Annotated in this window: 17 protein-coding genes; 6 read left to right on the top strand and 11 right to left on the bottom strand. The window is 71.0% G+C overall.

Going from position 1 to position 19,605, the window contains the following annotated elements; translation table 11 throughout:
* Window positions 1–12: 12 nt before the first annotated feature.
* The 4 genes from ACIHFB_RS16150 to ACIHFB_RS16165 form a co-directional block, all read right to left on the bottom strand.
* Window positions 13–909: a dihydrodipicolinate synthase family protein gene (locus ACIHFB_RS16150; protein WP_365286724.1), complete on the bottom strand. Its 897-nt coding sequence runs from the start codon at window positions 907–909 to the stop codon at window positions 13–15.
* A gap of 115 nt (window positions 910–1,024) precedes the next feature.
* Window positions 1,025–2,422, bottom strand: coding sequence for an FAD-dependent oxidoreductase (locus ACIHFB_RS16155; RefSeq protein WP_365286722.1), 1,398 nt, complete (start codon window positions 2,420–2,422; stop codon window positions 1,025–1,027).
* Window positions 2,415–2,705, bottom strand: coding sequence for a (2Fe-2S)-binding protein (locus ACIHFB_RS16160; protein ID WP_365286905.1), 291 nt, complete (start codon window positions 2,703–2,705; stop codon window positions 2,415–2,417). Before ACIHFB_RS16160 ends, ACIHFB_RS16155 begins: the two co-directional genes overlap by 8 nt.
* 8 nt (window positions 2,706–2,713) lie before the next feature.
* Window positions 2,714–3,865, bottom strand: a complete 1,152-nt coding sequence (locus ACIHFB_RS16165) for an FAD-binding oxidoreductase (protein ID WP_365286720.1) — start codon at window positions 3,863–3,865, stop codon at window positions 2,714–2,716.
* 92 nt (window positions 3,866–3,957) lie between these two features.
* On the opposite strand from ACIHFB_RS16165, the gene ACIHFB_RS16170 reads away from it, so the two are divergent.
* Window positions 3,958–5,370 (top strand): aminopeptidase P family protein, encoded by a 1,413-nt coding sequence (locus ACIHFB_RS16170; protein WP_365286718.1) that lies wholly within the window; start codon window positions 3,958–3,960, stop codon window positions 5,368–5,370.
* Window positions 5,371–5,517: 147 nt separating this feature from the next.
* On the opposite strand, the gene ACIHFB_RS16175 is transcribed toward ACIHFB_RS16170, so the two are convergent.
* Window positions 5,518–6,189: a hypothetical protein gene (locus ACIHFB_RS16175; protein ID WP_365286716.1), complete on the bottom strand. Its 672-nt coding sequence runs from the start codon at window positions 6,187–6,189 to the stop codon at window positions 5,518–5,520.
* A gap of 239 nt (window positions 6,190–6,428) precedes the next feature.
* On the opposite strand from ACIHFB_RS16175, the gene ACIHFB_RS16180 reads away from it, so the two are divergent.
* Window positions 6,429–7,082 (top strand): helix-turn-helix transcriptional regulator, encoded by a 654-nt coding sequence (locus ACIHFB_RS16180; protein WP_365286714.1) that lies wholly within the window; start codon window positions 6,429–6,431, stop codon window positions 7,080–7,082.
* Between the two features lie 38 nt (window positions 7,083–7,120).
* Complete coding sequence (locus ACIHFB_RS16185) at window positions 7,121–7,651, top strand: toxin-antitoxin system, toxin component (protein ID WP_365286903.1); 531 nt, start codon at window positions 7,121–7,123, stop codon at window positions 7,649–7,651.
* 13 nt (window positions 7,652–7,664) lie between these two features.
* Here the strand turns inward: ACIHFB_RS16185 and ACIHFB_RS16190 are convergent, their stop codons facing one another.
* A complete protein-coding gene (locus tag ACIHFB_RS16190; protein WP_365286712.1) occupies window positions 7,665–8,642 on the bottom strand; it encodes an alpha/beta fold hydrolase in 978 nt (325 codons plus the stop codon).
* 359 nt (window positions 8,643–9,001) lie between these two features.
* Between ACIHFB_RS16190 and ACIHFB_RS16195 the strand changes: the two genes are divergently transcribed.
* Window positions 9,002–9,238: a hypothetical protein gene (locus tag ACIHFB_RS16195; protein WP_365286695.1), complete on the top strand. Its 237-nt coding sequence runs from the start codon at window positions 9,002–9,004 to the stop codon at window positions 9,236–9,238.
* A gap of 10 nt (window positions 9,239–9,248) precedes the next feature.
* On the opposite strand, the gene ACIHFB_RS16200 is transcribed toward ACIHFB_RS16195, so the two are convergent.
* Both ACIHFB_RS16200 and ACIHFB_RS16205 read right to left on the bottom strand, forming a co-directional pair.
* Complete coding sequence (locus ACIHFB_RS16200) at window positions 9,249–9,926, bottom strand: 4'-phosphopantetheinyl transferase (protein ID WP_400127083.1); 678 nt, start codon at window positions 9,924–9,926, stop codon at window positions 9,249–9,251.
* Window positions 9,874–10,782, bottom strand: a complete 909-nt coding sequence (locus ACIHFB_RS16205) for a metallophosphoesterase (RefSeq protein ID WP_365286691.1) — start codon at window positions 10,780–10,782, stop codon at window positions 9,874–9,876. The genes ACIHFB_RS16200 and ACIHFB_RS16205 overlap by 53 nt, the downstream gene beginning before the upstream one ends.
* 285 nt (window positions 10,783–11,067) lie before the next feature.
* Between ACIHFB_RS16205 and ACIHFB_RS16210 the strand changes: the two genes are divergently transcribed.
* A complete protein-coding gene (locus ACIHFB_RS16210; RefSeq protein WP_365286689.1) occupies window positions 11,068–12,189 on the top strand; it encodes an ATP-grasp domain-containing protein in 1,122 nt (373 codons plus the stop codon).
* A gap of 113 nt (window positions 12,190–12,302) precedes the next feature.
* Entirely contained in the window at window positions 12,303–13,988 is a 1,686-nt protein-coding gene (locus ACIHFB_RS16215) for a carbohydrate binding domain-containing protein (protein ID WP_400127084.1), read from the top strand.
* A 21-nt stretch (window positions 13,989–14,009) separates the two neighbouring features.
* On the opposite strand, the gene ACIHFB_RS16220 is transcribed toward ACIHFB_RS16215, so the two are convergent.
* From ACIHFB_RS16220 to ACIHFB_RS16230, 3 genes are all read right to left on the bottom strand, one after another.
* A complete protein-coding gene (locus ACIHFB_RS16220) occupies window positions 14,010–14,843 on the bottom strand; it encodes a sulfotransferase (RefSeq protein ID WP_365286709.1) in 834 nt (277 codons plus the stop codon).
* Between the two features lie 231 nt (window positions 14,844–15,074).
* On the bottom strand, window positions 15,075–16,325 hold the full coding sequence (locus ACIHFB_RS16225) for an alpha-L-fucosidase (RefSeq protein ID WP_400127085.1): 1,251 nt from the start codon (window positions 16,323–16,325) through the stop codon (window positions 15,075–15,077).
* Between the two features lie 210 nt (window positions 16,326–16,535).
* Entirely contained in the window at window positions 16,536–19,583 is a 3,048-nt protein-coding gene (locus ACIHFB_RS16230) for an alpha-mannosidase (RefSeq protein ID WP_400127086.1), read from the bottom strand.
* Window positions 19,584–19,605 lie beyond the last annotated feature (22 nt).

Here is a 19,605-nt window from a genome sequence, read left to right on the forward strand (position 1 = left end):
TGTACGACAGTCCTACGCCGCCCCCGCCGCGACCGCCCGCTCGGTGGCGGCGCGTACGACGGCCTCCTGCTCGGGCAGCAGCGGGACGCGCGGCGGGCGCACGGGGCCGCCGTGCCGGCCGACGATGTCCATGGACAGCTTGATGGCCTGGACGAACTCGACCTTGGAGTCCCACCGCAGCAGCGGGTGCAGCTGCTCGTAGAGCTTCTTCGCAGTGTCGAGGTCGCCGCCCACGGCCGCGCGGTACAGCTCGACGGACGCGGCGGGCAGCGCGTTCGGGTAACCGGCCACCCAGCCCTTGGCGCCCGCGATGGCGAGCTCCAGCAGGACGTCGTCGGCGCCGATCAACAGGTCAAGTTCCGGGGCGAGTTCCGCGAGCCGATAGGCCCGGCGCACGTCGCCCGAGAACTCCTTGACGGCGTGGATGTGTCCCTCGCCGTGCAGCTTGGCGAGGAGTTCGGGCACGAGGTCGACCTTGGTGTCGATCGGGTTGTTGTAGGCGACGACCGGGAGGCCCGCCTCGGCGACCGCCGCATAGTGGGCGAGGACGGACCGCTCGTCGGCGCGGTAGGCGTTGGGAGGCAGCAGCATCACGGAGGCGCAGCCGGCGTCGCGCGCCTGCTCGGCCCAGCGGCGCGCCTCCGCCGAGCCGTAGGCGGCGACGCCGGGCATGACACGCTCGCCCCCTACTGCCGCCACCGCGGTCTCGACGACTGCGGCCCGCTCCTCGGGGGTGAGCACCTGGTATTCGCCGAGCGAGCCGTTCGGTACGACACCGTCGCAGCCGTTCTCGACGAGCCAGGCACAGTGTTCGGCGTACTTCTCGTGGTCGACGGAGAGGTTCTCGCGGAGCGGGAGCGCGGTGGCCACGAGGACGCCGCGCCACGGCCGGTTCTCGATGGTGGTCATAGTGGACTTCCCTCTCAATGACGTGTGACATTTTACTGTTCGGGAGCCTGGAGCAGGGCCAGGAGCAGGAGCAGGAGCAGCGGCAGGAGCCAAGGGCTCGGTCAGCTCATCGGGATCACTCGGCCTCGGGGTCTCTCGCCCGGGCCAGTACCCCGAGCGGCACCGGCCGGGCGAACGGCCTGCGTCCCGGCGTGTCCGCACACCCGACGAGCCCCGCGACCGCGGGCCCGCAGACCCGCCCCTGGCACCAGCCCATCCCGGCCCGCGTCAGCAGCTTCACGGTCCGCAGGTCACCGGCGCCGAGATCGCCGACGGCCGCACGGATCGCGCCGCCGGTGACCTCCTCGCAGCGGCAGACGACGGTGTCGTCGGTGACCTGCTCGGCCCAGTGCACGGGCGGCGTGTACACCGTGTCCAGCGCGGCGAAGAACTCCCGCAGCCCGGTACGGGACTTCGCGGCCGCGGCCCATGCCCCCGGGTCGGGTTCGGCACCGTTCAGCCGCGCGGCCGCCGAGCATCCCGCGATGTGCCCCTCGGCGAGGGCGAGGGCCGAGCCGCCGATGCCGGTGCTCTCGCCCGCGGCCCAGACGCCGGGGATGTCGGTGCGCTGTTCGTCGTCGACGTGGACGTTCGGCCCGTCGAGGCGGCAGCCGAGGGTGTCGGCGAGGTCGGTGTGCGGCACCATGCCGTGCCCGACGGCGAGGGTGTCGCAGGGGATGCGCCGTTCGGTGCCGGTCCTGACGCGTCCGGCGCCGTCGAGCGCGGCGACGGTCACCGCCTGGAGGCGTTCGGTGCCATGCGCCTCGACGACGGTGTGGTGAACGAGGGTGCGCACCCGGTGCCGGAGCAACTGGGCGGCGTACCGGGCGCCTTCACCGACCTTCCCCGGCTGAGCCACGAGCGCACGGGTCCGTCGTAGGAGATCCGCGGGATCGGCGGACTCGACGAGCGCCGCCACCCGCACTCCGGCCGCGGCGAGTCCTGTCGCCACCGGAAGCAGCAGCGGTCCGGTGCCGGCGACCACGGCGGTGCGCCCTGAGACCACGAGCGCGCCCTTGAGCATGGCCTGGGCGCCACCCGCGGTGAGGACACCGGGGAGGGTCCAGCCGGGGAAGGGCAGCACCTTCTCGTAGCCGCCGGTGGCGAGGACCACGGCGTCGGCGTGCACGACGGCGGGGTGCTCCTGTTCGGGGCCGAGCAGCGCGTGCACGGTGAAGTGGCCCGACTGCCGTTCCACCAGCCAGACATGATGGTCCGTCATATGGGTCACACGGCCCGCCTCGACCTGTTCGGCGAGGGCGTTTCGCAGCCGCTCCCAGGTTCGCCACTGGTGGTGCAGGGCCTGCGGGCGGCGGGCGCGGAGTGCGGCGGCGGGCTGCCGGTAGAACTGTCCGCCCGCCTCCGACGCCGAGTCGATCAGGGTGACCCGGAGGCCGCGGACCGCGGCGGCCACGGTGGCGGCGAGGCCCGCCGGGCCCGCCCCGATCACCACGAGGTGCGGTCGTTCAGCCATCGTGCCCTGTCCCCTCCTGCGTGCGGATCGCGTCGCCCGGTCGCAGGGGAACCAGACAAGCCCGTTGATTCGGCCGGTCGTTGAGCGTCACCAGGCAGTCGAAGCAGACGCCGATCCCGCAGAAGATCCCGCGCGGTCGGCCCTCGCCCCGGGTGGTGCGCCAGGAGGTGATGCCTGCCGACCAGAGGGCGGCGGCGACGGTCTGGCCGGGGAGTGCCTCGATCTCGCGGCCGTCCAGGGTGACCGTGAAAGCGGGACCGGGTCGGGCCCCGGCCAGGTCCATGGGGGTCTTCACGCGGCCTCCCCACCGAAGCGGTCGGGCCGGAACGGCGCCAGATCCAGGTCCGGGGTCTGCCCGGTCAGCGCCTGCGCGATCAGCTGCCCCGTGCCGGTGGCGAGTCCGATGCCCGCGCCTTCGTGACCGCAGGCGTGCTGGAGCCCGGGCACCCGCGGATCGGGGCCGATGGCGGGGAGGTGGTCGGGCAGGTAGGGCCGGAAGCCGACGTAGGCGCGCATGGCGCGGATCCCTTCCAGGAACGGGAACAGCCGGGTCGCGCCGGCCGCCAGCGCTCGTACGACCGGCAGGGAGAAGGTCCGGTCGAAGCCGACGCGTTCACGGCTCGCACCGATCAGGACCGGTCCGGCGGCCGTGCCCTCCACGACCGGCGAGGTCTGAAGCGCCGCCGAGTCGCTGGCGACGTCGGCCACGTAGTCGGCGGCGTACACCTTGTGATGGACCATGCGCGGGAGCGGTTCGGTGACGAGGACGAAGCCGCGGCGCGGGAGGACGGGGAGCTCCACGCCCGCGAGGGCGGCGAGGTCGGCGCCCCAGGTGCCGGCCGCGTTGACGACCGCCGGGGCGTGGAGGTCGCCCCGGTCGGTGCGGACGCCGCGGACGGCCCCGTCCGGTGTGCGCAGGACGTCCGTCACGGTGTGGCCGGTGAGCAGGCGGGCGCCGGAGGCCTTGAGGAGGTGGGCGGCGGCCAGGGCGGGCATCACCTGGCAGTCCTGGGGGTAGTGGACGGCACCGGGCAGGCCGGGGGCGAGATGGGGTTCGAGGTCGTGGAGGGCGTCGGGTGCGACGGGTTCGGCGGTGACTCCGGCGGCGCGCTGACCGTCGGCGAAGCCTTCCAGGGCGGTGAGTCCGCCGGGGGACGTGGCGACCACGACGCCGCCCTTGGCCTCGTACTCCACGGCCTCCCCCAGCTCCGCCGCGAGTTCGGCCCACAGTCGGCCGGACAGCAGCGCGAGGTCCAGTTCGGGGCCGGGCTCCTTGTCGGAGACGAGGATGTTGCCCTCGCCGGCTCCGGTCGTGCCGCCGGCCACCGGGCCGCGGTCCACGACTGTGACGTCGAGGCCCGCCCGGGCGGCGTACAGGGCGCACGCGGCGCCCACCATGCCGGCCCCGACGACCACGACATCGCAGGTCAGTCGCTTGCTCACAGCAGTACTATGTCACATGTCGCTCTCGCTGGAAACGCGTCACACATGCGCCGTCACACAAACGCCGTCACACACGGAAGAAGGTGCCCGACATGGCCAAGGGCCGCAAGAACGGTCTGTACCGAGGAATCTCCGACGAGTTGTCCGCCCTGATGCGGACGGGCTGGGCCGACACCGAGCGCACGGACCTGAAGCCCACCGAGCAGGCCCCCTACGCCGCCCGCCGCCGCGCCGCGCTGTCCGCCCGCTTCCCCGGCGAGCGGCTGGTCGTCCCGTCCGGGGGCCTCAAGACCCGCGCGAACGACACCCACTACCCCTTCCGCCCGTACACCGGCTATGTGCACCTGACCGGCGATCAGGCCCGAGACGGCGCCCTGGTCCTCGAACCCCGCCCGGACGGCGGGCACGACGCGCACTGCTACCAGCTCCCCCGTGACGGCCGGGACAGCGACGAGTTCTGGACCGGCTACACCGCCGAGCTGTGGATGGGCCGCCGCCGTACGCTCGCCGAGTCGGAGCTGGTGCTCGGGGTGGAGTGCCGGGACATCCGTACGATCGCGGAGGACCTGGCGAAGTCCGCGGACACCCCCACCCGTGTCGTCCGCGGTGTCGACCCGGCACTTGAGGCCGTGCTCGCCACCGACGCGGAGCGGGACGACGAGTTCGAGGAGGCCGTGTCCGGACTGCGTCTGGTCAAGGACGAGTGGGAGACGGCCGAGCTGCGCCGGGCCGTCGACGCGACGGTCCGCGGATTCACGGACGTCGTACGGGAGTTGTCACAGGCGGTCGCCACCTCGGAGCGGTGGATCGAGGGCACCTTCTTCCGCCGGGCCCGGGTCGAGGGCAACACCGTCGGCTACGGCTCCATCTGCGCGGCCGGCGAGCACGCCACGATCATGCACTGGCAGGACAACGACGGCCCGGTCCGTCCCGGCGAGCTCCTCCTGCTGGACGCGGGCGTGGAGACCCGCACGCTCTACACCGCCGACGTCACACGCACGCTCCCGATCAGCGGCACCTTCACCCCGCTCCAGCGCGAGATCTACGACGCGGTGTACGAGGCCCAGGAGGCGGGCATGGCCGCGGTCAAGCCCGGTGCGCGCTACCGCGACTTCCATGAGGCCGCCCAGCAGTCGATGGCCGCCCGGCTGGTGGAGTGGGGCTTCCTCGACGGTCCGGCCGACCGCGTGTACGACCTGGCCCTCCAGCGCCGCTTCACGATGGCGGGCACGGGTCACATGCTCGGCCTCGACGTCCACGACTGCGCCACGGCCCGCAACGAGGAGTACGTCGACGGCGTCCTGGAGGCCGGGATGTGCCTGACCGTCGAGCCGGGCCTCTACTTCCAGCCCGACGACCTGACCGTCCCCGAGGAGTGGCGCGGCATCGGCGTCCGGATCGAGGACGACGTGCTGGTGACGGCGGACGGGAACGAGAACCTCTCCGCGGCGCTCCCCCGCTCCGCGGACGAAGTCGAGGCGTGGATGCGGGAGTTCGCGGGCTGAGCCCGGAAACCGGAAAGGGGTCACCCCGCCACCGGGGTGACCCCACGTCGGACCCGGCCATCGGGTCGGCTGGTGCGGTCGGCGCGCTCAGCCGTCGTCCGTCCTGACCAGAGCGCCGTCGGCGACCTGAACGCCGGCGGTGCCCGGTCAGGCGTCGGGGGTGGGAACCACCGTGAGGTGGGTCGCCGTACGGCGGGCACTTTGGGGTCTGCGGCCGGTGGGGGTCGCGCGGCGGGCGGGGCGGAGGACCAGCGTCATCCGCGTGTAGCCCATCTCGTGCAGCGTCCGGGGTGTTTCGTCGACGACCCGGCAGTCCGTGGCGCCCCAGCGCGGGTCCGGGTGCAGCACCGGGCGGACCGCGCCGTCGTGTGCGAGAGCCTGCTCGCCGACGGCTCGGATCCAGTGCGGCAGGCCCTGCCGGTAGGCGGCTTCCATCAGGGCGTCCTGGGCGATGTCCCGGCGGATCGACTGCAACGCGTGGTCGTGGCCGTTGCGCTCCACGGCGGCCGCGAAGAGGGCCAGCATCGGCAGACACCAGCTCGACTCGTGTTCCCCGAGGACCGTGCCCGCGTCCGGGTGGAACAGGACGAAGCGCAGGAAGTTGTCGTACGGCATGGCCGTCGGGTGCGGGCCGATGCCGCGGAAAAGTGTCTCGAAAGCGGGGTTGGCCAGGACCACGTCCCAGCGCTGGTCGAGCACGACGGACGGAAAGGGGACGGCTTCCAGGAGGGTGGCGTAGTCCTGGAGATACGCCTGGGCCTCAAGACTCTCGGGGACGGGCCGCGGCGCCGGCCGCTGCCCACCTGCCTGATACGCCATCGGGAGGTCACCCCTCTTGCCTATGCGGCCTTCACGCGGCGCCTTGATCCTGCTGCCCCGACGCGAGGCGTGTCAACTATCGTGGCATTTCGTGCCGGTTGACGGCTGAAATTGGCCACAGTTGTGGCGAGACCTGGATGTGAGTTCGAACCACCGGCTACTCTCCGGGAAGTTCACGGCGACCGTGTGTTGTGAGAATGCCGGTGAGAAGGTCTGTGAGAGACGTGGGAGATCTGTCGGTGACGGATGGCTTCGAGGGTCCCGGCGCCGCGATGGCCGCGCTGTCGGCCGTTGTCGCCCGGGTCACCGCACTCGCCGACCGGCTCGGCGTGCCGCTCCCGGACGTCTTCGACACCGGCCGTCTCTCCGTGGCCTCCGGTGTCCCCGAGCCCGTGGTCAAGGCCCTGCTGAGCGCCCGTCCGGCGGGCGAGCCCGATGTGCAGGCCAGGTTTCTGCAACGCCTGGACCTGCTGCGCCGCACCCGGCTCAAGCCGAACGGACGCAAGTACACCCAGCAGGAGATCGCGGACGGCGCGGGCATGTCGCGGCAGCAGGCGGGCGCCCTCATCAACGGCGACCGGCGCCCCACCATGGAACACTGCGACGCCATCCAGCGCTTTTTCCGGGTACATGCCGGTTTCCTCACGGCCGAGGACCCCGAAGCGCTCGCGGGCGCCCTCCAGCGCACCGAGCAGGAGCTGCTCCAGAAGCTCGCCGACCGCGAGCGGGAGGCGGCCGCGGCCGCCCACGACCCGCTGGAACGGCTGCTCCAGGACCACGGCGTCCGCGGAATCGCCTGGCGGGCCGCGCAGCTGCCCACCGACCAGCACCGCGACAAGGTCGCCGAATGGCTGGACATGCTCTTGGAGAGCGTCAAGCGGCCCGAGTCGTGATCCGGGGGAGAGCGGTGGGAGTGGGCATCGACAAGGAAATGCGCCGCCTGTGCGGCGAGTTGGTCGCGGAGCTGACGCTCCCCGCACCGGCACGGCCCGAGGACCTGTACGGCGCGCTGTGCGATGCCATGAGCAGACGCCGCGGCCGCCCCGTCCACTTCCGTACGGCCGCCTTTCCGCCCGGCACCGCCAGCGGACTGTGGCTCGACATGGCCGACCAGGACGTCGTGGTCGTCGAGGAACGCACCGCCCCCGACCACCAGTTGGTCATCCTGGGTCATGAGCTGTGGCACATGAAGGCCGGGCACTGCAGCCATCACGTGGAGGGTGCCGCGGTCGCCGCCCGGCTCCTCAGCGACGAGGCCGACCTCCAGGACACCGTCCGCAGGATCGGCGCCCGCAGCCGTTTCGACCTGGCCGACGAGAAGGACGCGGAGAGCTTCGGCCTGCTGCTGGCCAGCAAGTGCCGTGCCTGGCTTGCCGGTTCGTCGTTGCGGGGGCCGGTGCAGCGGGACCATCTGGCGGGCCGGATCGAGGCGTCGTTGGGCTATCTGGGGCCGCAGGGCTGAACGGCGGCCGCCCTCAGGTGGCACTGCGTTCGCTCGCCTCTCTCAAGTCGCGTTCCACGGCCCTGCTGTGGGCGGTGTCCGGCTGACCTGCCGTGGTGCCGGGCCGGCCCGCTCTCAGCAGTTCGCGCCAGTGGTCGCGGCTCCAGTGGGCCGGTGTCGTGGAGTTGGTGAACTCCTCCACCAGTGCGACGAAGCGGGCGGGATCGGTGTGGAACGGGAAATGGCCGGCGCCCTCGAAGATCTCCAGCCGGCTGCCGGGCATCGCCTCGTGCGCGCCGTAGGCGTGTCGCACCGGCACGACGCTGTCCCGGTCGCCCCACAGCAGCATGGTCGGCATGCCCTCGGTCAGATAGCAGCGGTCGAGCATGGTCACGACCTGGCCGCGCCAGTCGACCACCGCGCGCAGGGTGCGGATGAAGGCGTTGCGGGACGTTCCGTCGGGCAGCGCGTCGACGAGGGTGAGCAGTTCCGGTGCGTCCCGGCCGAGGTCGGTGTCCAGCAGCCTCATCAGGTGGACGGCGAGGCCCACTTGGAGGCGCATGCCGGGCAGCCGCAGTGCGGAGAGGGCGAGGTGCGAGCCGGGCAGGGTGACCGCCCGCAGCACCGGATTGACCTCGCGGCCCACGCCGCCCGCGCTGACCAGGATGAGCCGCTCGGTGCGCTCGGGGAACTGGTAGGCGAACTGCATCGCCACTCCCCCGCCGAGCGAGTGTCCGACCAGGGTCGCCGACTCGATGCCGAGCGTGGTGAGCAGATCCCGTACGCCGTTGGCGTACGCGGCCACCGAGTAGTCGGCGCGGGGCTTGTCCGAGGCGCCGTGGCCGAGCAGGTCGGGGGCGATCACCGTGTGGGTGCGGGCGAGGTCCGGGATCAGCTCGGCCCAGGTCGCCGAGGAGTCGCCTATGCCGTGGATGAGCACCAGCGCCGGACCGTCGCCCGCCATGCGGAAGGCACGTCGGTAACCGTGCACGACGCGGTACTGCAACTCCATTTCTCCGTCGCCCACCGGGCGCAGCCGCACGGGACGCGCTGGGCGCCGGTGTGAGCCGTCGACCACGCGCACCTCCCGTTCCGGCGACCGCCCGGAAGCGGCCGAAAGCCCTTCACTCCAGCGTAGGGCCGCTGTCCTTCAGGGGATTTCGGTGAGGTTTCGCCTCCGCTAAGCGGGCGAACCGACGGGTAGCCAGGCCGGATTGTCAGTGGTGGACGGCAAGCTTGGAGGTGCGCGACACCTGACTGCGGGTGCGCGCATGACCGACGACGCCGACGCACGAGAGAGCCGAAGGGGCGCCGACACCGGCTGAAAGCGCCCCGTAGGCGAACGAGCCATCAAAAGGGGAGAGCCGACCGATGCCGACCGTTGTGATGACCGACCGTGAGCGCACCGCCGTACAGGCGTATCTGCGGCTGCTGCACACCGTCCGTGCCGCCTTCGACACCGCCGCCGGCCCACCGGGCACCGGCCGACCACCGGCCGTACCCCCGTCCGTACTGGCCGAGGCGGAACAGGCACTGGCGGACGCGGGCCTCGCGGGCAACGAGGCGGAGTTCTTCCGCCTGCTGCACAGCTGGTGCCCGGAGCCGTGAGGGCGGGCGCTCAGGGCTGGTGGGGCACGGCTACGGCTGTTGCCGCCAGGCCGCGGCGGACGGTCCAGCGGCCTTCGAAGTGGCCGATCCGGCGAGTGCCGACGAGTGGTCCGGGGACGAGGAGTTCGGCGCGGAAGCCGCCGCCCGGACGCTCGCCGGGGTCCGCGGAGAACTCGATGTCGGCCTCGGTGAAGTCGAGCCACTGCCGGGTGAGCGGGAACCACGCCTTGTAGACGGACTCCTTGGCGCTGAACAGGAGCCGGTCCCAGTGGACGTCGGGGCGGGCCGCGGCCAGCTCGCGTAGCCGCTGCCGCTCCGCGGGCAGGGACGCGGCGGCGAGGACACCCTCCGGGAGCGGGTGATGGGGTTCGGCGTCGATGCCGATGGAGGCCAGGTCGGTGGCGCGGACCAGGGCGGCGGCGTGGTAGCCGTCGCAGTGGGTCATGCTGCCGACCAGGCCGGCCGGCCAGCCCGGGGCGCCGCGCTCGCCGGGCAGGACGGGCTGCGGCGGCACGCCGAGCTTCTCCATGGCGCGGCGGGCACAGGCCCGTACGGCGGCGAACTCACGGCGGCGCTTGTCGATCGCCCGCGCCACGACCGCCTCTTCCTCGGGGTACAGAGGCGCCGGCTCGTCGTCACCGTACGTCTCCACCACCACCACCGAGGCCGGCAGCAGTTCCTCGATCACCGGGCCCGACCTCCCTGGGCAGTATGCGGCGCAGCGTCCCCGGTTCCTGGGGGCGCTTGCTCCATTCCCGTGGGTAACCCACGGAGACCTCTTCGAAGCGGACACCGTCGTGCCAGGTCGTCCGGGGGATGTGCAGATGACCATAAACCATGGTCTCGACCCGGAACCGGCGGTGCCAGTCGGCGGTCAGCGCGGTACCGCACCACATGGCGAACTCGGGATACCACAGGACGTCCGTCGGGTGCCGGTCCAGCGGGTAGTGGTTGACCAGCACGGTCGGCAGGTCGTCGGGCAGCTCGGCGAGCCTGCGCTCGGTCGCCTCGACCCGGGCCCGGCACCACGCGTCGCGGCTCGGGTAGGGGTCGGGGTGCAGCAGATACTCGTCGTTGCAGACGATCCCGGTGCCGTGCGCGTACGCCAGCCCCTCGTCCTTCGTGGCGCTGCCGGCGGGGAGGAAGGAGTAGTCGTACAGCAGGAACAGCGGAGCCACGACCACCGGGCCGCCGGGGCCGTCCCAGACGGGATAGGGGTCCTCGGGCGTGAGCACGCCGAGTTCCCGGCACTGCTCGACGAGGTGCTCGTAGCGGGCGACGCCGCGCAGGGTGACGGGGTCCTTCGGGTGGGTCCACAGCTCGTGGTTGCCGGGGGCCCAGACGACCTTGCGGAAGCGGCCGGCCAGGGTCTGAAGGGCCCAGCGCACGTCGGAGACGGTTTCGGAGACGTCGCCGGCCACCAGCAGCCAGTCGTCGTCCGTCTCGGGGTGCATCTTCTCGACGAGGGCGCGGTTCTCCGGGTAGCCGATGTGCAGATCGCTGATGGCCAGCAGTTGCCCGGCAGCACCGGCCGTCGACGTCACCTCTTGCCCCCTCCGCGCAGGAATGGCTCCACCAGAGCACATCGGCAGCCTCCGGTACAAGGCGGATCTCCGTGGCGGGTTATCAGGAGAACATCGTCCCGACGGGCGCTATCCCGAAATCCGTAACACGTACGTTGCACGCCGCCCCCCTGCGAAGCCGTATGATCGCCCCAACACCACCACCACGAACTTCCCTTCAACAGGGACAGTTTGGTGTTCCCTCCATTCGACCTGGCCGGGCACGGCCTGCTCTGCCGTGCCCGCGAACCGTGAAAGGCGGCCTGCATGGTCTCTCGCGTACGCGTCTGGCTCAACCGCACGTACGCGGAGAACGTGTTCTTCATGGATCAGCTGCGGCGAAATCCCAGCGATCGGGCCGTCGAGATCCATGCCACCCACGGGGACGCCGACTCCCCCGTGCTGGCCGCCGCCGACACCGCCGACCTCGAGCCGGAGGGCCTGTCCCCGGCCGGGTACGTCGAGTACGCCCTGGACCAGTGCGCGCGCCGCGGCATCGACGTGTTCGTGCCCCGTATGCACCAGTCGGCGATCGTGGCGCACCGCTCCGAGTTCGAGGCGGTCGGTACGGCGCTGCTGGCCCCGCCGCCCGAGGCCACGGCCGTCTTCCAGGACAAGGTGATCGCGTACGAGGCGGTCGAGGCGATCGGCGTGCCGGTGCCGCCGTGGTGGCGGGTGCGTTCGGCGGACGAACTCATCGCCGCCGTCGAGGAGTTGGAGGCGGGCGGCCACAAGGCGTGCTTCAAGCCGGCGTCCGGCGCGGGCGGGGTGGGCTTCCGCATCATCACCCGCACGCCCTTCTCGATGATGCACCTCACCGGCTTCCCGAGTTCGTACGTCCCTCTCGATCTGGTCGTACAGGCGCTGCGGCAGGCCGATGAGCCGGCGGACTGGCTGGTCATGCCGCGCCTCGAACAGCCGGAGGTGTCGGTGGACTGCCTCACCGGGCCCGACAACCGGGTCCGGCTGGCGGTGGGCCGCACGAAGAACGGCCGGCGACGTGGGTTCACCCTGCACGAGCAGTGGCTGGAGCCGGCGCGGGCGATCGCGGAGCGGTTCGGGCTGCACTATCTGTCCAACATCCAGTTCCGGATGTTCGGGGAGACGCCGGTGCTGATGGATGTGAACACGCGTCCGGCGGGCGGGCTGCACCAGCTGTCGCTGTGCGGGATCAACGCGCCTTGGGCGGCTGTGCAGTTGGCGCTCGGCGACGATCCGGGTGAGGTCGTTCCGCCGTTCCTGGGGCAGGACTACACGGTGGTGTCCGGGCCGCGGCCGTTGCGGGCGGTGTCGTTGCCTCAGCAGCGGGTCGAGGAACCTGCGCCGTTGCCCGCGGCGCCTTCAGCGGTCAACTCCGTCGAGGTTGCGGCCGAGGCGCTGCCGCTGTAGCAGGTATGGACCAATTGGTGCCTGGATCCTTGACAGGTCCGTTGGTCCATACCAATTTGTTGTGCGCACCTTGCACCACCTCCCGAACACCCCCATTCCTCAAGGGAGATCGCGTGCGCACCTCACTCTTCGGACGTTCCAGACGTCGTCTTCTGGCGCTGCTGGGGTCGGCGGCCCTTGCTCTCGCCGGGGCCGTCGCCCTTCCCGGTACGGCCCAAGCGGCCAACATCCTGCCCAACCCCGGCCTCGAGTCGGGGGCCCTCTCCCCCTGGTCCTGCACCGGCAATCTCGGGTCGGTCGTCTCCTCTCCCGTGCACGGGGGCACCAAAGCCCTTGCGGGGGCGGTGAGTTCGAGTGACATCGCCAAGTGCAGTCAGACCGTGTCCGTGCAGCCCAACACGGCGTACACGCTGAGCGGTTGGGTGCGCGGTTCCTACGTGTACCTGGGCGTGGACGGCGGGTCCTCCACCTGGGCGTCGTCACCGTCGGCGTACAGCCAGCTCAGCGTGGGCTTCACGACCGGTGCCTCGCAGACCAGCGCGACCATCTATGTCCACGGCTGGTACGCCCAGGGCACCTACTACGCCGACGACATCAGCCTCGACGGACCCGGCGGTGGCGGTTCCGACACCCAGGCGCCTTCGGTGCCGGGCAGTCTGCGGTCCACCGGGAAGACGTCGTCGAGCGTGTCGCTGGCGTGGAACGCGGCCACCGACAACGTCGGGGTCACCGCGTACGACATCTACAGCGGCTCCAGTCAGGTGCTGAGTGTCTCCGGTACGAGCGCCACGGTGAGCGGGCTCTCGGCGAGCACCGCCCACACCTTCACCGTGCGGGCCCGGGACGCGGCCGGGAACAGGTCGGCGGCCTCCAACTCCGTGTCCGTCACGACCGACGCGGGCGGTGGCGGCGGCACCGGGTTCAAGCAGGCGGCGCCCTATCTGTACCTGGGCTGGGGTGATCCGCCCAGCGCCACCTCGGTGATGAGCGCGACCGGCGTCAAGTGGTTCACGATGGCGTTCATCCTCTCCTCGGGCGGCTGCAACCCGGCCTGGGACGGGTCGCGTCCGCTGACCGGCGGCAATGACCAGAGCGTCATCAACTCGATTCGTTCCGCGGGCGGTGACATCGTTCCGTCGATCGGCGGCTGGAGCGGCAACAAGCTCGGGCCGAACTGTGCGACGCCCGAGGCGCTGGCGGGTGCGTATCAGCGGGTGATCGACGCATACGGGCTGAAGGCGATCGACATCGACATCGAGAACACGGACGAGTTCGAGAACGCCGTGGTGCAGGACCGGATCCTCAACGCCCTGAAGATCGTCAAGGCGAACAACCCGGGCCTGCGCACCATCATCACCTTCGGCACGACGACGACCGGTCCCACCTACTGGGGCAACCGGCTCATCGACCAGGCCAAGGCGCTGGGCGCCGACATCGACGTGTTCACCATCATGCCGTTCGACTTCGGCGGCGGCGCCGACATGTACGGCAACACCGTGAACGCGACGGAGGGGCTGAAGAACAAGCTGAAGTCCGCCTTCGGGTGGGACGACGCGACGGCCTACGCCCACATCGGTATCTCCGGCATGAACGGGCTGAGCGACCAGCAGGAGCTGACGTCGCCGACGACCTGGACCCAGATCCGTGACTGGGCGAACTCGCACCACATCGCCCGGCTCGCCTTCTGGTCCGTCAACCGCGACCGGCCCTGCCCCGGCGGGGGCGTGGTGAGCAACTGCTCCGGCATCAGTCAGAGCAACTGGCAGTTCACGTCCATCACGGCCGGCTTCACCGGCTGAGGCGGGCGTCGGCGTGGGGGTCTAGGGTGCCTGCACCTCGTACCCCCACGCCTTCGCGATCTCCTTCAGGCGCGGCGGCAGTTCGGCGGCCGGGTCGGCGGTGCGGGCGGCCTGGATGCGGCCCGACTTGATGGTGCTGCTCCAGTCGCCGAGCTGGGGGCGGAAGGTGCCGTGGTCCTGGCGGCCGTAGTCGAGCATGCCGCTCTCCCACTCGACGCCGAGGTAGTCGCACAGGGCGCGGGTGGCCTTCTCCGGTTCGGCGGTGAGTTCCTCGTACGTCACGATGTGGGCGTTGGTGAGGTTCTGCCGCGCCTCCTCCAGCTTCTCGGAGTAGCCGAGCACCTCGGCGAGGATCGCCTCGTGGTCGGGCTCTTTGCGGCGGTCGGTCAGGGAGGCGAGGATCGCGCCGGGGTGGCGCAGCAGCAGGATGTAGCGCGCGTTCGGCCAACATCGGTCCAGCCGCGGCCAGATGAGGGTGTTCGGCGGTGTCTTGTCGACGATGACGTCCATGCCGCTGCGGGTCAGTTCCAGGTGCAGGATCCGGTCCCACAGCAGATGCTCCAGCTCGGCCTTGTCGAGCTGGAGCGCCTTCATGGCGTCCGGGGTGAAGCTGCGGGTCAGCTGGACATGGACCGTGCGCAGATGCATCTCGTGCGGGGCGCGGATCCGGCTGTGGCTGTTCAGCAGCACTCGCAGCAGGGTCGAGCCGGAACGCACCGAGGACAGCACGAAGACCGGCGACTCCACGAGCCGCGGGGCGACCGGGGCGACGTACGCCGACTGGCTCGTCTTCGCGGCGGGCCGAGGGGAGGGAATGGCGTCCAGGGGGCGACGCGGCGGGCTCACCGCCTGCATCATCAGTCTCCCCCGGCGCCTCAGCCCCTTGCCGATCGCTGACTTACGCGAGTCTCCCACCGCGACACCTTTCTCTTGCGCCTTACCTTCGCATCTCACGGGCAGTAGGCGAACTCCAAGTGTCCAAGAAGCAAAGCGCCATGGTCACGAACTCCGGAATTTCGGCTGTGACCAGGCGCTTTACCGCTACCTTAAATCTTCATGGGAGTTCCTGGGACAACGTGTTCGTGTTCAGAACCGTCCGGCCCCCCGGTACAGCTCCAGCTCTCCGTCCAGTTCGACCGCGAGGACCGTGGCATGCGGGTCCAGGTCGGCCTCGGCGGGCGGTTCGATCCACAGCACGCCCGGCGTCTCGTGCAGCCCTCCGGTGATCCGGTGGGACAGTTCGGTGCCGCTGCCGAGCACCGTGACCCGGCGCACGGAGCCGAGCAGACCGCGTACGTTGATCTCGGCGCGGGGGGCGTCGAAGAGGATCAGGTACAGCGTGCGGCGGTCCGGCGAGAGGGTGCTCGGGCCGTAGTGGTGACCGGCGGGGAGGCCGCGCACGGTGCCGTACACCGCCTGAGCGTGCTTGGCGGTCCAGTCGCCGAGTCCCTCCAGGCGCTCGACCTGCTCGGCCGGGATCGTGCCGTCCTCGCGCGGGCCGACGCTGAGCAGCAGATTGCCACCGCCGCCGATCGTCTCGGCGAAGTAGCGGATCAGCTGGTCGACCGACTTGTGGTTGTGGTCGTGATGTTGGTGGCCCCAGGAGTCGTTGATCGTCAGGCACAGCTCCCAGGGGCCCTGCGGCGGTATGACGGGGGCGCCCTGCTCGGGGGTGGCGTAGTCGCCCTCGCCGAGCATGCGGGCGTTGAAGACGACGTCCGGGACCTCGGAGCGGATCAGCGCGGCCAGTTCAGGGATGCGCCACTGCTCCTCGCTGCGGTCCCACTCGCCGTCGAACCACATCAGGTCCGGCTTGTAGCGGGAGGTGAGTTCGCGGATCTGGCCGTCCCGGTAGGCGATGAAGCGTTCCCAGGCGTCCAGGTCCTCGAACTCGGCCGCTACCTCGGAGTACCGGTTGTCCTCCAGCTCGGGCGGCCGGCCCGGCTTGCGGGTGGAGGCGTAGTCGGGGTGGCTCCAGTCGGAGTGCGAGTAGTAGAGGCCGACCTTGAGTCCCTGTTCGCGCAGTGCGTCGGCGTACCCGGCGATCAGGTCCCGGCCGACGTTCAGGTCGCCGTACGCGGTGTCCCAGAGGGCGACTCCGTCGTGGTGGCGGCTGGTCAGGACGGCGTACTTGGCGCCGGCGCGGGCGAACAGCCTCGCCCACTTCTCCGGCTCGTACCGGGAGGCGGTGAAGCGGTCGAACTGGGACATGTAGGAGTCGTACGGGACGATGTCGTCGTAGAACGACCAGGATTCCTGGACGCCGTCCACCGCGTAGATCCCCCAGTGGACGAAGATCCCCAGCTTGGCGTCGGTGAACCACGGCTGCATGGGCACGATTGAACTCCTCTGCGGCAATAGGTCACTTCGAAGGAGAAGGGGCGGGCACGGCAACGGCCGAGCCCGCCCCTGGGCGGGGCAACTGATCATGGGCGGTACCGAGTCCCACCCAAGGGGCGCGGGGCTGTATCGATATGCGGCTCCGCCGCGTGGGCGCGACCGGCCCCCACAGACCCGCAGCAAACGACGCGCCCCTCCAGCGGAGCGCTACGCGCGAGCGAGCCGCAGCGTCAGCACCTGGAACGGCCGCAGCTCGACCGCGACCGCGCCCTCGGTGACCTCGGTGACCTCGTTCGGGAGCGGCCGCTCCAGCAGGTCGGTCACCTGTGCGCCGGCCAGCGGGAAGCCGGTGCGCAGGACGCCCTCGGCGCGGCCGCCGCGGGACTCGTAGAGCCGTACGACGACATCGCCGGACCGGTCGTCGGCGAGCTTGACCGCCTCGATCGTCACACCGTCGCCGTCCACGGAGACGACCGGCTCGGGCGCGCCCGCCGCATCCGCCACGCGCAGCGGGAGGTTGAGGGCGTAGCCCTCGGCGACCGCGTCCGCGATGGTCGCGCCGGGGAGCAGCGCGTAGGTGATGCGGTGGCTGCCCTGGTCGGCTCCCGGGTCCGGGACGCGCGGGGCGCGGACCAGGCTGAGGCGGACCGTGGTCGTCGTGCCGCCGTCCTCCCGGACCGTGCGGGAGACGTCGTGGCCGTACGTCGAGTCGTTGATGACCGCGACGCCGTAGCCGGGCTCGCCGAGGTGCACCCAGCGGTGGCCGGACACCTCGAAGCGGGCCGCCTCCCAGCTGGTGTTGGTGTGCGTGGGCCGCTGGATGTGGCCGTACGCGATCTCGGCGGACGAATGCGGCGCCCGGATGTCCAGCGGGAAGCCCGCCTTGAGGAACTTCTCGGCCTCGTGCCAGTCGATGTCCGTCTCGAAGTCGATCCGGGGGCTGCCGGCGCGGAGCGTGATGGTCTGGGTGATCTTCGAGCCCTTGCCGAACGAACGCTCCACGCGGATCGCACCGCGCAGGGGGTCCTCCTCGACGACCGTCACGGAGGCGGCGTCCAGCAGGTCCGTGTAGCGGTTCTTGTAGTGCTTGTCGACGTCCCAGGCATCCCAGTAGTTCGGGAGGTCGGTGTGCAGACGCAGCAGATTGCCCTGGTCGGCGAGGACTTCGCGGTTGGCGCGCAGATCGCGTACGGACGCCAGGGTGCCGTCCTCGGCGATCTCGACGCGGACCAGGCCGTTGTCGAGGACCCGGCCGGTGACCGTGACGGAGTGCGCGGGCGCGGCGGCGACGAGGGGCGCGCTGCCGCTCGCGGGGACCTCCACGTACGCGGGGACACCCGCCGCCGTACGCACGACCTCGGCCCGGTCGTACGGGCTCGTGTTGAAGACCCGGCTTCCGCCGCCGCCCAGCGCCGCGACCGCCTCGGCCGTGAGCGCCTCCAACTCCTCGGCCACACGGGCGTATTCGGCCTCGGCCTCCCGGTGCACCCAGGCGATCGACGACCCCGGCAGGATGTCGTGGAACTGGTGCAGCAGCACCGTCTTCCACAGCCGGTCCAGCTTCTCGTACGGGTAGGCGTAGCCCGGCGCGTGCAGTGCGGCCGTCGTCGCCCACAACTCGGCCTCGCGGAGCCTGTGTTCGGAGCGGCGGTTGCCCTGCTTGGTGCGGGCCTGCGAGGTGTACGTGGCGCGGTGCAGTTCGAGGTAGAGCTCGCCGACCCAGACCGGGGCGTCCGGGTACTCCTCGCGGGCCTTCGCGAAGAACGCGTCCGGATGCTCGACGACGACCTTCGGCGAGCCCTCCAGGTCCGCCAGCCTGCGCGCCCGTTCCATGATCTCGCGGGTGGGGCCGCCACCGCCGTCGCCCCAGCCGAAGGGGGCCAGCGAGCGGGTGGCGCCGCCCTTCTCCTGGTAGTTGCGGACCGCGCGGGACATCTCCTCGCCGCTGAAGCGGGCGTTGTAGGTGTCGACCGGCGGGAAGTGGGTGAAGATGCGGGTGCCGTCGATGCCCTCCCACCAGAAGGTGTGGTGGGGGAACTTGTTGGTCTGGTTCCAGGAGATCTTCTGGGTGAGGAACCACTCGTTGCCGGCGAGCTTGGCGAGCTGCGGGTAGGCCGCGCTGTAGCCGAAGGAGTCCGGCAGCCACACGCCCTTGGTCTCGACGCCGAAGTGCTCGATGAAGAACCGCTTGCCGTGGATGAACTGGCGGGCGACCGCCTCACCGCCGGGCAGGTTGCCGTCCGCCTCCACCCACATGCCGCCGACCGGCGCCCACTGGCCCTTCTTCACCGACTCCTGGATACGGGCCCACACCTGCGGGTAGTTGTCGCGCACCCACTCGTACTGCTGGGCCTGCGAGCAGGCGAAGATGAAGTCCTCGTACTCGTCGGCGAGTGCCGTGACGTTCGAGAAGGTGCGGGACGTCTTGCGCTTGGTCTCGCGGATCGGCCACAGCCAGGCGGAGTCGATGTGCGCGTGGCCGACGCCGGAGATCACATGCGCGCTCGCGTTCGCGGGCCGCGACAGCACCGGCCGCAGCGCGTCGCGTACGGCCGCCGCCGAGCCCGCGATGTCGTCCAGGTCGAGCAGGTCCATCGCCCGGTCCAGCGCGTGCATGATCTCGTGCCGGCGCGGGTCGTGCTCGCCCAGCTCCAGCATCAGCTCGCGCAGCACCTGCACATCGAGGTCGAGGTGGAACACCTCCTCGTCGAGGACGGCGAGGTCGGCGCGCTGGAAGGTGTAGAGGGGCTTGTCACCCGCGGTCAGGACGTCGCCGAGCGGGGTCGGGCCCGCGAAGTCGCCTGCGAGGATGTCCGGGTTGGAGGCCGCCTCGACCAGGTAGTCGATCTGCTCACCGCCCGTCGCCGGGTTGGCGATCGGCACGTACTGGTTGAGCGGGTTGACCGCCTTCAGCGGTGTGCCGTCCGTGCGGTGGACCAGCGCCTCGGCCTGGTTGCCGGGCCAGTCCCCGATGAAGCCGAGGTCGATGACCGCCTCGACGCGCTTCCCGGCCCACTCGGCGGGCACCTGCCCGCGCATCCGGAACCAGGTCGTGCCCCAGGGCGGGCCCCACGGTGTGTCCATCGCGAACGGGGCGTACGCGGCGGCCGCCGCCTCCTCGAAGGGGACCGGCTCGCCCGGCGCCTGCCAGGCCTCGACCTCGAAGGGCACGGTGGCCGCGTAGATCGCCTTCTTGATCCGCTGGTCGTGAAGGCGCTCGACGCGCTCCTCGATCCGTCGGCGTTCGTCGTGCATGAAACTCTCCAGGGAGCGAGCC

The organism is Streptomyces sp. NPDC051963 (assembly GCF_044593495.1).
Classification (GTDB): domain Bacteria; phylum Actinomycetota; class Actinomycetes; order Streptomycetales; family Streptomycetaceae; genus Streptomyces.

Excerpts from the sequence above, each read along its gene's own strand:
- ACIHFB_RS16150 (WP_365286724.1), bottom strand. The coding sequence starts at position 909 with ATGACCACCATCGAGAACCGGCCGTGGCGCGGCGTCCTCGTGGCCACC.
- ACIHFB_RS16155 (WP_365286722.1), bottom strand. The coding sequence starts at position 2,422 with ATGGCTGAACGACCGCACCTCGTGGTGATCGGGGCGGGCCCGGCGGGC.
- ACIHFB_RS16160 (WP_365286905.1), bottom strand. The coding sequence starts at position 2,705 with ATGGACCTGGCCGGGGCCCGACCCGGTCCCGCTTTCACGGTCACCCTG.
- ACIHFB_RS16170 (WP_365286718.1), top strand. The coding sequence starts at position 3,958 with ATGGCCAAGGGCCGCAAGAACGGTCTGTACCGAGGAATCTCCGACGAG.
- ACIHFB_RS16175 (WP_365286716.1), bottom strand. The coding sequence starts at position 6,189 with ATGGCGTATCAGGCAGGTGGGCAGCGGCCGGCGCCGCGGCCCGTCCCC.
- ACIHFB_RS16185 (WP_365286903.1), top strand. The coding sequence starts at position 7,121 with ATGCGCCGCCTGTGCGGCGAGTTGGTCGCGGAGCTGACGCTCCCCGCA.
- ACIHFB_RS16190 (WP_365286712.1), bottom strand. The coding sequence starts at position 8,642 with ATGGAGTTGCAGTACCGCGTCGTGCACGGTTACCGACGTGCCTTCCGC.
- ACIHFB_RS16195 (WP_365286695.1), top strand. The coding sequence starts at position 9,002 with ATGCCGACCGTTGTGATGACCGACCGTGAGCGCACCGCCGTACAGGCG.
- ACIHFB_RS16210 (WP_365286689.1), top strand. The coding sequence starts at position 11,068 with ATGGTCTCTCGCGTACGCGTCTGGCTCAACCGCACGTACGCGGAGAAC.
- ACIHFB_RS16220 (WP_365286709.1), bottom strand. The coding sequence starts at position 14,843 with ATGCAGGCGGTGAGCCCGCCGCGTCGCCCCCTGGACGCCATTCCCTCC.
- ACIHFB_RS16230 (WP_400127086.1), bottom strand. The coding sequence starts at position 19,583 with ATGCACGACGAACGCCGACGGATCGAGGAGCGCGTCGAGCGCCTTCAC.